This is a genomic window from Nitrospirota bacterium (assembly GCA_016178585.1).
Taxonomy (GTDB): Bacteria; Nitrospirota; Nitrospiria; order JACQBW01; family JACQBW01; genus JACOTA01.
In genome coordinates, this window is sequence record JACOTA010000011.1 from 35,119 (window position 1) to 46,913 (window position 11,795).

Below are 11,795 nucleotides of genomic sequence, written 5' to 3' on the forward strand. Positions count from 1 at the left end.
TCCCTATGCTGTCGGTTCAACAGTTGAGACAACTTGAGGGAATTCTTCCCAGGCCCTGGACTTCTTCAGAAAAAGAAGATTTGATCTGTTACGGTTTTGACGCAACCCGGATTGAGTCCATTCCGGATGTGTTGGTACGTCCGACTTCCGCGCAGGAAATTTCAAAAATTCTAATCTTTGCCAACCGGGAAAAGATTCCTGTTGTTCCCCGGGGAATGGGAAGCGGATTTAGCGGCGGGACGGTTCCAGTGAAAGGGGGAATTGTTCTTTCTCTGGAACGGATGAATCGAATCCTGACAATTGATGAAGACAATTTAATGGCGGTTGTGGAGCCGGGAGTGATCACTGGCGAATTACATCGGACCGTTCAAGCAAAAGGGCTTTATTATCCGCCCGATCCTACGAGTTCTGATTTCTGTACGATCGGCGGGAACATTGCCGAGGCAGCGTCCGGTCCCCATTCTGTAAAGTATGGGGGGACACGTGACTATGTGCTGGGTCTTGAAATTGTTCTTCCGACAGGGGAAATGGTGCGGACCGGGGGAAAAACGGTAAAAAGGGCCGTTGCCTATGATCTGACCCGTTTAATGGTCGGGTCCGAGGGCACACTGGGGGTTGTGACCCAGGCCAATTTAAAACTTCTGCCGTTTCCGGAGTATCGCCAGAGTCTTCTTGCGGTGTTCCCGAGCATTCAGGCCGCCGCCCGGTGCATTTCACACATTATTCGTTCAAAATTCAGGCCCTCTGTCCTGGAATACATGGATGAAGCTTCTTTGAAAATTGTAGAAGCCCACAGCCGGTTTGGATTGCCAAAAGAGGCCAAATCGATCTTATTGATCGAAACCGACGGGTCTAAACGAACCGCTATGGATGAAGCGGAACAACTGACCGCGCTCTGCCGGGAAAACCATGCCATTTGGGTTGAAGTTGCTGAAGCGGAGGAGGATAAAAAGAAGATCTGGAAAGCCAGAAAAGCCTTATCTCAATCCCTATATCAATTAAAACCGGCAAAAATCAATGAAGATATCGTGGTTCCACGAAGTAAAATTGCTGAAATGGTTTGCGGATTAGACGGCCTGTCTGAAAAATACCGGTTGATCATCGTCAGCTTTGGGCATGCGGGGGAGGGCAACCTGCACGTGAATATCATGGCCGATCCAAAAAACAGAGATGAATGGGAAAAAGCTCAACAGGCCGTTAAAGAGGTTTTTGAGCTGACCCTCAAGCTGGGGGGGGCCTTATCCGGCGAGCATGGAATCGGGCTGACCAAAAGGCCTTATTTGTTCCTTGAAATGGGGCCGGCGGAGATTCAATTGCTAAGAAACATTAAAAAAGCCTTTGATCCGAACGGAATACTTAATCCGGGGAAAATCTTCTGAAGATAAGGGTAAAATAAAACGATGATCATGAAAGATCAAATCGAGATTTTAAGAGGACAACCGGTTGAAGTCATTTCCAATGGAATCCTTTATAAAGGAATACTCATGGGGGCTTCTGAGGAAAACCTTAGTCTGCAAACGCCTCTGCAATGGGTGGAGCTCCCGCTGGAGGACGTTTCATCGGTTCGGAAGAGCGGGTCATGATAAAAAGTCTAAAAAGTTTCCTCCCGGCCTCTGCGGTTGTTACCGAAAAGAAGAAAGAAAAGATAGGACTGCCACTTTTTCTTTTTGTCCTCACGATCATTACGACCTTATTCGCGGGAGCGTTTCTTGTCGGAGCAAATCCTCTTCAGCATCCGTGGGACATGACCAGGGGGATTTCGTTTTCGTTTACGCTGATGCTCATTTTGTTATCCCATGAGCTGGGCCATTATCTCGCCGCCCGTTATTACGGGGTTGATGCGTCGCTCCCTTACTTTATACCGGCTCCGCCGTACCTTTTTTTGCTTGGCACCTTTGGAGCCTTTATTCGCATGCGTTCTCCGATTTTATATAAAAACGCCTTGTTTGATATCGCCGTAGCCGGCCCCATTGCCGGGTTTGTATTGTCCTGCGCGGCGCTCGCGGTCGGCATTCCTCTTTCGGAGGTGATCAACAGACCTCCGGAACCGCACGACCTTTCTATAGGGAGTTCTCCCATTTTTTATTTTTTTGTCAATCAGCTGATTGGGTCTCTTCCCCAGGGTTATGGTATCGATTTCCATCCGATTGCTTTTGCCGGATGGCTGGGGCTATTTGTCACCAGCCTCAACCTTCTTCCCATTGGGCAGTTGGACGGAGGACATCTGATTTACGCGTTAGCCGGAAGAAGACATCGGCTGATATCAATTTTGACGGTCATACTTTTAATAGTGATCGGATTTTTGGGGTGGCCGGGTTGGTGGATTTGGGGGCTTTTGGGAGCTTTTATCGGCCTGCGGCACCCCCCTCTTGCAGATCAGGAAATTCGGTTAAATAAGACCCGAATCTTTATAGGGTGGGCGTCGTTATTTATTTTTATCGGGACGTTTATTCCAGTGCCTTTTTCCTAAACTGCAATGATCCTTCCTCATAATTCTCTGTGACCTTAATCAAACGGTTAAACGCCTATTCAAGTGAACTGACATTTCTTTAATTTTATGACAGCGTTATAAACGTTTTAAGTTGACAATATAACTGTCATCCAATAGAATAAAGATATTAATTGAAGGAGATGATTATGTCTACAGCCGCGAGGCAAAGACTCACGCGTGTAAAAAAGTCCGATAACCCTTTGGTTGAAATCCGTCACCTGTTAAATCCTTCGGATGAAGAGCTTTCCCTTTTGTTGAATACCGGCATCCGAACCGTATACCGCTGGCTTGAAGATGGCCCTCCAGGTCAACATTACCCTTTGATTAAATTGGAGGAGCTGATCGACCTTGCCAAAAAGTCCCTGAAACCCGAAGCGATCGCAGAATGGTTCCACGAATCCAACCGGGCGTTGGGAGGCTCAATTCCAATACGTCTTATCTTGGATCCTCACGGTTTTGATCTGGTCCGCCAGGAACTGGGGAATGCTGCATCCGGAATGCCGTTGTGACCCCTGAGCCGGACCAGCGGTTTTATTCCCAATTGAAAAATATTTCTCTTCGCTCTCTCACCGGAGTTTACTACCGCACTGTTCCGGAACAGGCAGCAGACTACATCCTTGAGGATGGCCCCTCCTATCTATTCAAAAACCGCTATAATATTTTTAACGAATTTGGCGCCCTTTACTTTGGCGACCGGGAAGAGGTGTGCAGAGCGACTTTTGAAAAACGGGGTCTCCTTTCCTCCCGCCGTCTCTCATTTGTTCTCGTCAGCTTTGATATAGAGGTAGACGGGCTCCTCGACCTAACAGATACTGATAACCTAAAGGTTTTAAAACTTCAGCGGGAGGATTTGGTTCAAACCCGGGAAAAACCAGCGGCTTACGATATTCCCCAGAGATTGGCAAAAGCGGCTTATCAGAGCGGCCGGATTCTGGGTCTTCATGTCCCCGACGCGTCTGAAACAGGAAATACCCTGGTCCTTTATCCTGGAAGAATTCTGTCTAAACAGATTGTCCGAGTTCGTGAAAAAGTTCTCTTAAAATAATGGAATTGAACTAAATTAAATCAATCCCCTTTACGCAATTGATTTGAAAAAAAAGATCCTTATCAGCAATCCGTTGTTTCTGTAATTAACACCTTTGCAGCCCTCAAAAATATTGAACACTTCAAATGGGATTAAATGATTTATTTCGTATAGCGGGATTTATTTCTCACAAACAATAGGCATAAATTTGACTTTTTTCCTCCCTTAGAATAAATTCTAGATTCATTTTCAAGTAATAAAGAGAATCTGTCTTTATGAATTCAAAAATTAAGATTCTGATTTTTGGTTTATTTGTTTGTTTTCTTGTTGTTTTAACATCATATCTTTATCTTAATCATTCAAATAATCAAGTTATCTCCACCTTAGAAAAACCGGATCAGCCATTAAAAAATCCTCTCTTACCAGATCTTCAAGAACGCATTAAACCTGACATTGCCAAACAAGGGAAAAAAATCGAAATTGATGAAAAATCTCCCCTGCAACAAAAATCTGCCAGTCCAAAAAAACATCTTTTGAAAGGAATAAAAAAAACCGGGGATACTGATCATTTGTTTCAAAATAAGATATTTCCTTCACAGGAGGCCTTAATTGCGAACCCATCGTCTTCCGGAGAGGAAAGAGAAATTTATACAGTCGTTGCTCCATATGTGGCCCTTGATGGATATGAAATCATGAAAAAAACATTAAAAATTAAAAGACCCAGAGATGAGTCTACTACGGTTACATTTCGTCTCATTTTCAAAGAAAAAGATGAAAAGAGTATTGTTACCAAACGATATTGGAAACAGTTTGATGAAAAAGATGACATCCAATCAAAAACTCTTATCTTAGTTGATGACGCTGGAAGTGCAGAGTTTAGATGGACTGTTTTAATGATGACCGCTTTTGTGGTCAATCCAGAGGATGAAATTTCTTGGATTCTTCCGTCTTTAAGGAAAAAGGAGCTTGAAATCACACATGCTAAGGATGGGAACTTTTTAGGTTCGGATTTTACTATTGAAGATTTATCAGACCAGAAACTTGGAGAAGGAGAACACCATTTCTTGAGACAAGAAGATTGCAGGAGTGGCGGTAGAGAAAAATGTTACCTTGTGGAGACAATATTTAAAAAAGGGCCCTATAGTAAACAGATTCGTTGGATAAAGGAGCAAGATTTTACGACGACGAAAATCGAGCACTATGATCAAAAAGGGAATCTTTTTAAAACTCAGTACATAGATTGGCAAACAATAGACGACTATAAGGTATGGCTCAGTTCGGAAATGGTAAATAATCAAAACATGCATAAAACAAAATATGATATTTCGTTTTTAAAAATAAATTCAAACTTAAAAGACAGCCTGTTTGATATAAAGTCATATACAACAAAAGGAAATTGGAAAAATTTGCCTTGAGTGGATTAAAAAATTTCCGACTTATAGGAAGAGGTTTTCTGATAACAATAGTTTTTGTAAAAATCAGAATAGGATTGTTCCTCCAAAAAATAGAAAGGTACTTCCTGAAACAGCCGTAACATCTATACCACGATACACTATTTCTACCGGCATTCAACAAAAAAGGTTATCCATTTTGTCAAGAATGACATTAAAGCGTTCAACGATTTCCGCTGGCATCAGCATTTCCATGGTTTTCTATCTTCGATTATAGATTTGCAAAGTTTATGGTTATTCATTAATATCCAGATACCAGATACTTAATTGTTGGGCTTGCTGTTTCATTGCAGTAGAGGTCTTTCATGGCCAAGAAACCGAAGCGCGACCCAGAGCGCGAGGAGCGCATCATGATGGAGATCGTCGTCGATGCCTATGGCGCACAAGAAAGGGCGATGGGGTGGTACTACTATCTGGAAGACCAGCTCCAGTTTCCGTTCACGGCGATTTGCACTACCAAGCGAGCTATTTCTCCTCTCCGCGTGAAAGATGAGGTCGAGGTCATCGGGACGTGCGGTGAGGATGAATGTGAACACGAGATATTTGTCACGATCCGCTGGGAGAAGGAGGGTCTGGCCGTGCCGTTAGCGCAGCTGAAGCCGATCAGCGAGACGGAAGAACGGACGAAGGAGGCGGTAGCAGATTGGCATTACTGGGTTCAGATGGGTTATGAGTTCTGAGAAAGGCGAGCCGATCGCATAAAGCCGTCGCATTTGAGGGGCATTATTTTGTGGCGGCTCACCCTAATCGTTGAGACTGTAGAAATGCCTCCCCGCGAAAACTTTTGGAGAAACTTGAAACACGAGACTGCGTAGAATGCCCTATATTGAACGATCGGATACCTGGGAAGGGTTCTCTCAGACACCCTCCCTAAATCGATTGTATGGATGCTCCAAGTACTTCTTCTACGGGCTCGTTATGAAGTATTTTCTCGGTAATCATCAAATTTTATGGTCTCCATTTTCGATAAATCAAAGGTGGACACTCCGCCGAGAGCTGCTTCCTGAAGTCGAGTAATTGGGAACATTCTTATTCGTTGTAGATTTCAAGTGGAAAGCGGAAGATCTTATGCTGATCCGCATATGACGCCATCATAACAAGGTCTAATTGATGCAAGTAGCCGAGACTTAGGAGGTTATGAGAGTTGTATTATCCGAATCGCCCGTATATTATATGGATCGGGAACCGATGTTTCGCAGATTATGCGGATCAATCTAACCATAGTTAGGCGGCTTAACAACCGGCGGCGGAGGTAGCAGATGGGACCTGATGAACGAGAAATCCGCGAGGTTCATTCGACCTGGATCAATGCCGTCAATGCCGGCGATCTGGTTCGCTTGCTCACGTTGATGGCGGACGATGTCGTGTTCCTCAATCCGGGCCAAGCGCCGTTCGGCCGGGATGGATTCTCCGCCAACTTCTCGGCCGCGCACCAACAGGCTCGGATCCGTTGCAGCAGCGAGTTGGAAGAGGTCGTAGTCATCGGCGAAGTCGCGTACACTCGGAGCCGGGACGCGTTGTCGGTGACCCCGCGCGCAGGCGGGGAAGCGACGCAGCTCGCCGGTCATCGGATCACGGTATACCGCAAACAGCCCGACGGCCGCTGGCTCTTGTCCCGCGATGCCCATACGCTGTCCCCGGTTGAGGAATTGAGATCGTAAGAAAGGCGTTCTCGGCGGCATAAAGGTACGCCGCCTAACAATTCATTCAAGCCGACGCCGCTTCGCGGCGCGGCTTAATTCAGACGTTAGGCCTCGGGTATGTCGCGCAATCGCATAACCATCCTCCATGACTCGTTCGGAAAGCGCGCCGACCTGACCAAGGATTGGGGTTTTGCCGCGCTGGTCGAGTTCGCCGGAAAGCGCATCTTGTTCGATACCGGCAACAATGCGCGGACCTTTGCTCAAAACACTGAGGCACTTGGCGTCGATCTGCGGAAACTTGACTTTGCGGCAATCTCTCATCGACATGGCGACCACACAAGCGGGCTGAACCACCTGTTTAAGCTAAATCCCGGCATAACGGTGTATACGCCCGACGAGACGTACGGAGTTTTCGGTTCCAGTCTTCCCGGCATCTTCTATCCGCGCTGCCATTCGCTTCCGGCATATATGCAGTACTACGATGGTCAGCCGCCGGAAACTATTCGCCACGGGACACCATGGCCGGAGGCCAAATTCGTCTGGGTCAAGGAGACGACTGAGATCGCCCAAGATGTCTGGCTAGTCGCGGTGGTTTCGGACATGCCGGGCACTCGCGAGATGCGTGAGCTGTCTCTGGCACTGCGGACACCTCGCGGATTGGTTCTAGTGGCGGGCTGCTCTCATCCAGGAATCGAGAATATTCTCGCAGCGTCGCGTGCGGTCTACGACCACCTCTACTGTATTTTCGGAGGCCTTCATCTAGTTTTGACAAAGGAGCCAGAAATTCGACGCATCGCAAATGCTCTACGCGAGCAATGGCGCGTGGATCAGATTGCGCCCGGACACTGCACCGGCGAGCCCGCATTCCTGGCACTAAGCGAAGCGTTCGGAGAAAGATACATATGCGCTGGTTTGGGAGACACAATTGATCTTCCCTGACCCGACGACTTCACTAGGCCTAACCACGCTTTGCAGCCGACGCGCAAACGGCGCGGCTGAATGCGGACGTTATGCACCCTTTCTTTCCGAAATCCTTATATTCCCAGGATCTTCTTCCTTGAGGATTCGTAGGTGCTATCCTCAAAAGATACAGGTTTTTAGACACTAATATTTATTTTTTATTTCGACATTTTTTAAAAGGGTTCCACCTAAGTTGTGGGGGAACAAACCAGAGACTCCTTCTGGCTACCGCGGCAGTATCGCCACTTTCTGGACGGCCGTTGCAAACCCCGGCTTGAAGAGGACCCGCAGGTTATGGTGTCTTTATTACAAAGAGGGGGGTGAAAGAAGGGAATTTTAAACTATGAAGCCTAAGGTAAGGGTTGTTTTTTCGTTTGGATCGTCTGGAGCATCTGAACCATTGAGGCATGAATACGTCCGTTTGTTGCTAAAATATTTTTTGAATAAATAGAATAAGGTTCCCCATTAAATCCGGTGAGTTTTCCCCCGGACTCTTCAACGAATAAACTTCCTGCGGCAACATCCCAGGGGGAGAGTTTCATTTCCCAGAAACCGTCAAAATGACCGGCGGCAACGTAGCAGAGGTCTAAAGCGGCAGACCCTGTTCTTCTGACGGCCTGGGCCGAACGGCTAAAATGATAGAAATGGTCAAAGTTATTATCTGGACTTTCCCGAAAATCATATGAAAATCCGGTGACCAGGAGGGCCTGACCAAGTTCGGAATTTTCAGATACATGGAGGGGATTTCCGTTAAGGAATGCCCCTTTCCCTTTCTCACCGTAAAAAAGATCATTTCGGACAGGGTCATGAACGACTCCCGCAATGACCGACCCTTCAAACTCCAGAGCGATAGAAACCGCGAAAAAAGGAAATCCATGAATATAATTGGTGGTTCCATCCAGGGGGTCGATAATCCATTTGTAGGAAGAATCTTTTTGCTGAAGTCCTCCTTCTTCGGCCAGGACTTGATGCTTTGGATAATGTTCTTTGATAAGATCGGTAATCACCTTTTCAGAATCGACGTCGATATTGGAAACGACGTTGTGTTTTCCCTCCCCCTTGAAATTAACTCGAATTTGGGACGTCCCTCGAAGGAGGACTTCTCCGGCTAATCGTGCGGCTGCCATGGCGACATCTAAGAACGACTTCATCGGGATCTATTCTCTCTTTTTTCCAAAGACATCTTGAGATGGTGAATAAAATTTAAAGCCTCCAGAGGGGTTAGATTTAAAGGGTCGATTTTCTTTAATTGATCAATAATTTGGTCGTGGGGGTCTTCCTGGTTTGAAAGAAATAAATCGACCTGGGTATCTTTTAAGGGAGATTCTTCCCCGGCGTGAGAATGGGAGATTTTAGGGAGACCGTTTGGGTCCAGCGTTTCCCCTTCCAGATTTTCTAAAACTTCTTTAGAGCGTTGAATGACCTCAGGGGGAATCCCGGCCAGCCGGGCAACCTGAATTCCGTAACTTCGATCGGCGATTCCCGTAACAATTTTTCTCAGAAAGATAATTTCATCATTCCATTCTTTAACAGAGATATTGTAGTTTTGAACATTGTTAAAAGAAAGGGCGAGGCCCGTGAGTTCGAGGTAATGTGTCGCAAAGAGGGTTCGAGTGTGGAGATTTTTCAGAATGTATTCAGCGATGGCCCAGGCGATGCTGATGCCGTCATAGGTGCTCGTTCCTCTCCCGATTTCATCCAGAATGATCAGACTTTTTGAGGTAGCGCTGGTTAAAATATTGGCTGCCTCCGTCATTTCGACCATAAAGGTGCTTTGTCCCTGGGTTAAATAGTCCGCCGCGCCAATTCGGGTGTACATCCGGTCGACCATTCCAATGGCACACTCCCTGGCTGGAACAAAGCTCCCCATTTGAGCCATGATAACGATTAAAGCGACCTGACGCATATACGTTGATTTTCCCGCCATGTTAGGACCGGTAATGATCATCATCTGGTTGTTTTCGCTCAGAAACGTATCATTCGGGACGAATTGTCCGGTTGGGAGGATTTTTTCAATGACGGGATGCCTTCCCTCGACAATTTTTAACCCGTTTTCCCACTTGATAACAGGCCGGACATAATGATTTTCCCTGGCAATTTCCGCAAACGTGTTCAGGAGGTCCAAAATGCTCAGCGTGTCGGCCATGGCCAGAATCCTTGCCGATTCTACGGAGATTTGGCGCCTTATTTTTTCAAAAAGAGCCTGTTCCACCTCTTTAATCGATTTTTCGGCCTCATTAATTTTAATCTCAAATTCCGATAATTCAGAAATAGTGTAACGTTCCGCATTCGTAAGCGTTTGTTTCCGTTGATAGTGAGCGGGGACACGATCGAGCTTTCCCTTTGGAATTTCAATATAGTAGCCAGCCACCTGGTTATACCGGATTTTTAAAGAGTCGATTCCAGTTTGCTCCTTTTCCCGAATTTCCAGAGAGGTGATAAAAGATTTCATATTTCGGCCTAGCGATTTTAATTCATCTAATTCCGATGAATAGCCCTCTTTAAATAAAAAACCCTCTTTTGTTAAAAAAGGCGGCTCCTCAGAAATCGCTTCATCAATCAGACGATAGAGATCTTCGAGATTGTCCCACTTTTTCACAAGGTCTTCTATCAGGAGCGGGAGGGGGATTTGAAGGAGCTTTTGAATGGATTTTAAAGGGGGGAGGGAGGCTTTTAGCGCAAGAAAATCCCTTCCGTTACAGCCCTTCAAGGTGATTCGGCTCACGATTCTTTCAACATCATGGATAGACTTTAGTTCGCTTTTGATCCGTTGCGACGACTCGAAATGGGTATAAAAAAACTCCACGGCCTCGTATCTTCCTTCAATTTCTTCTTTGTGAATCAATGGTCGAGTCATCCATTTCTTTAAGAGCCGGCTTCCCATAGGGGTCTGGTTTTGGTCAAAAACCCACAATAAAGAATGCTCTCTTTTTCCGTCATAGGTGTTTTGGAATAAGTCGAGGCTTTTGTGAGTGGAAGGGTCCATGACCATAAAGGTTTCAGATCGAATCCGTTTAAGCCGGATGACATGGTCTAAAGGGGATTTTATCATGTTCAGGAGGTAAGACAGAAGGGTTCCCGCGGCGCAAAGAGCGGTTTTTTGATTCTCACAATCGAATCCCGACAGGTCGGTAAGGTTAAAATGTTGAAGGAGGGTTGAATATGATTTTTCAAAAGCAAATGAATCGGCGGGGAGTCGATGAATCTTCCAATTCTGATTTATTTTGATCCATTGAAAGCCGGGATTGGAATCGGACTCTTCCGGCATCAGGATTTCTTTAGGGAGAAGCGCGTTAAGTTCCTTGCACAAATCCGAATCTGAGGATTCTTCTTTAAATTCAACGCAGTTAAAATCTCCCGTGGAAATGTCGAGATACGCCAGGCCGATGATTCCCGCGTTAAAACAAACGCTGGCAAAATAATTGTTAGTCTGGCTTTCCAGAAGTTCGGATTCAATCAGGGTGGCTGGTGAAATGACCCTTACCACTTCTCTTTTAACAATTCCTTTGGCCAGGCGGGGATCCTCGATTTGCTCACACAAAGCGACCTGGAGCCCCGATTTAATGAGTTTGGCGAGATAATTGTTTAAAGCATGGAAGGGAATGCCGCAAAGGGGGACCGGGTTTTCTTTCGACTTATCTCTGGAGGTCAACGCGATGTTTAAGATTTTTGACGCAGAAACCGCATCTTCAAAAAACATTTCGTAAAAATCGCCCACGCGAAACAGGAGAATCGCATCGGGATAATTTTTTTTTATCTCCAGGTATTGTCTCATCAGGGGCGTATTATCCATCAAAACACCTCGGGGAATTGACGCTAAAAAGGGTTGGGAGGTTTGACGCTATTTCTCAATTGTCCCGCCTCTTCCTCAAGCGAATCGATTTCTTTTTTTTGGCGCCGGGACTCAAGCTTTAACTTTAACCAGCTGGGAAAGAGGAGAATGACAGCCGTCCCCAGTCCTGAAACAAACGTCCCGAGAAAAAGGAGATACAAAGGGATTGGGTCGCTGCTTTTCCCGAAGGTATAATGAATTTGAACGACCTGATCCTTGTTATTGAACAGGATAAAAAAGAGGATAAACAAAATAAGCATGAAAAAAATCATTCGAATCATCGGACCCCTCTCATTTATAGGGGCTCACGTCGCCCCCTTCATCGGCAAAGCCGAGTGAAGCTTCCCCCTCACGCTTGCTTTGCTCGCTGGGTTTCGCACTGACAAAGTCAGGT

General features: G+C 46.0%; 12 protein-coding genes. 9 read left to right on the forward strand and 3 right to left on the reverse strand.

The annotated features are described in order from the left end of the window. Positions 1–5 precede the first annotated feature (5 nt). The 9 genes from HYR79_01460 to HYR79_01500 all read left to right on the forward strand — a co-directional run bounded on the left by HYR79_01460 (position 6) and on the right by HYR79_01500 (position 7,548). Complete coding sequence (locus tag HYR79_01460; GenBank protein MBI1820354.1) at positions 6–1,379, forward strand: FAD-binding protein; 1,374 nt, start codon at positions 6–8, stop codon at positions 1,377–1,379. 21 nt (positions 1,380–1,400) lie between these two features. Further along, positions 1,401–1,583, forward strand: coding sequence for a hypothetical protein (locus tag HYR79_01465; protein MBI1820355.1), 183 nt, complete (start codon positions 1,401–1,403; stop codon positions 1,581–1,583). Next, positions 1,580–2,470, forward strand: coding sequence for a site-2 protease family protein (locus tag HYR79_01470; protein ID MBI1820356.1), 891 nt, complete (start codon positions 1,580–1,582; stop codon positions 2,468–2,470). The genes HYR79_01465 and HYR79_01470 overlap by 4 nt, the downstream gene beginning before the upstream one ends. A 167-nt stretch (positions 2,471–2,637) precedes the next feature. After that, positions 2,638–3,000, forward strand: coding sequence for a DUF2384 domain-containing protein (locus HYR79_01475; protein ID MBI1820357.1), 363 nt, complete (start codon positions 2,638–2,640; stop codon positions 2,998–3,000). Continuing rightward, on the forward strand, positions 2,997–3,536 hold the full coding sequence (locus tag HYR79_01480; GenBank protein ID MBI1820358.1) for a hypothetical protein: 540 nt from the start codon (positions 2,997–2,999) through the stop codon (positions 3,534–3,536). The genes HYR79_01475 and HYR79_01480 overlap by 4 nt, the downstream gene beginning before the upstream one ends. A gap of 254 nt (positions 3,537–3,790) precedes the next feature. Beyond that, positions 3,791–4,930 carry an outer membrane lipoprotein-sorting protein gene (locus HYR79_01485; protein ID MBI1820359.1) on the forward strand — a complete coding sequence of 380 codons (1,140 nt, stop codon included), beginning with the start codon at positions 3,791–3,793 and terminating at the stop codon, positions 4,928–4,930. 341 nt (positions 4,931–5,271) lie between these two features. Beyond that, positions 5,272–5,646, forward strand: coding sequence for a calcium-binding protein (locus tag HYR79_01490; GenBank protein MBI1820360.1), 375 nt, complete (start codon positions 5,272–5,274; stop codon positions 5,644–5,646). Positions 5,647–6,225: 579 nt separating this feature from the next. After that, entirely contained in the window at positions 6,226–6,627 is a 402-nt protein-coding gene (locus HYR79_01495; protein ID MBI1820361.1) for an SgcJ/EcaC family oxidoreductase, read from the forward strand. A gap of 99 nt (positions 6,628–6,726) precedes the next feature. Beyond that, complete coding sequence (locus HYR79_01500) at positions 6,727–7,548, forward strand: MBL fold metallo-hydrolase (protein MBI1820362.1); 822 nt, start codon at positions 6,727–6,729, stop codon at positions 7,546–7,548. A gap of 371 nt (positions 7,549–7,919) precedes the next feature. On the opposite strand, the gene HYR79_01505 is transcribed toward HYR79_01500, so the two are convergent. From HYR79_01505 to HYR79_01515, 3 genes are read right to left on the reverse strand one after another with little or no spacing between them, the layout of a single operon-like run. Further along, a complete protein-coding gene (locus HYR79_01505; protein ID MBI1820363.1) occupies positions 7,920–8,720 on the reverse strand; it encodes an inositol monophosphatase in 801 nt (266 codons plus the stop codon). Continuing rightward, entirely contained in the window at positions 8,717–11,362 is a 2,646-nt protein-coding gene (gene mutS, locus HYR79_01510) for a DNA mismatch repair protein MutS (protein MBI1820364.1), read from the reverse strand. The genes HYR79_01505 and mutS overlap by 4 nt, the downstream gene beginning before the upstream one ends. Positions 11,363–11,385: 23 nt before the next feature. Then, positions 11,386–11,673: a LapA family protein gene (locus HYR79_01515; protein ID MBI1820365.1), complete on the reverse strand. Its 288-nt coding sequence runs from the start codon at positions 11,671–11,673 to the stop codon at positions 11,386–11,388. Positions 11,674–11,795 lie beyond the last annotated feature (122 nt).

Bases quoted from the DNA above. Each gene is read 5' to 3' on its own strand.
- HYR79_01460 (MBI1820354.1), top strand. From the start codon at position 6: ATGCTGTCGGTTCAACAGTTGAGACAACTTGAGGGAATTCTTCCCAGG.
- HYR79_01465 (MBI1820355.1), top strand. From the start codon at position 1,401: ATGATCATGAAAGATCAAATCGAGATTTTAAGAGGACAACCGGTTGAA.
- HYR79_01470 (MBI1820356.1), top strand. From the start codon at position 1,580: ATGATAAAAAGTCTAAAAAGTTTCCTCCCGGCCTCTGCGGTTGTTACC.
- HYR79_01475 (MBI1820357.1), top strand. From the start codon at position 2,638: ATGTCTACAGCCGCGAGGCAAAGACTCACGCGTGTAAAAAAGTCCGAT.
- HYR79_01485 (MBI1820359.1), top strand. From the start codon at position 3,791: ATGAATTCAAAAATTAAGATTCTGATTTTTGGTTTATTTGTTTGTTTT.
- HYR79_01490 (MBI1820360.1), top strand. From the start codon at position 5,272: ATGGCCAAGAAACCGAAGCGCGACCCAGAGCGCGAGGAGCGCATCATG.
- HYR79_01495 (MBI1820361.1), top strand. From the start codon at position 6,226: ATGGGACCTGATGAACGAGAAATCCGCGAGGTTCATTCGACCTGGATC.
- HYR79_01500 (MBI1820362.1), top strand. From the start codon at position 6,727: ATGTCGCGCAATCGCATAACCATCCTCCATGACTCGTTCGGAAAGCGC.
- HYR79_01505 (MBI1820363.1), bottom strand. From the start codon at position 8,720: ATGAAGTCGTTCTTAGATGTCGCCATGGCAGCCGCACGATTAGCCGGA.
- mutS (MBI1820364.1), bottom strand. From the start codon at position 11,362: ATGGATAATACGCCCCTGATGAGACAATACCTGGAGATAAAAAAAAAT.
- HYR79_01515 (MBI1820365.1), bottom strand. From the start codon at position 11,673: ATGATTTTTTTCATGCTTATTTTGTTTATCCTCTTTTTTATCCTGTTC.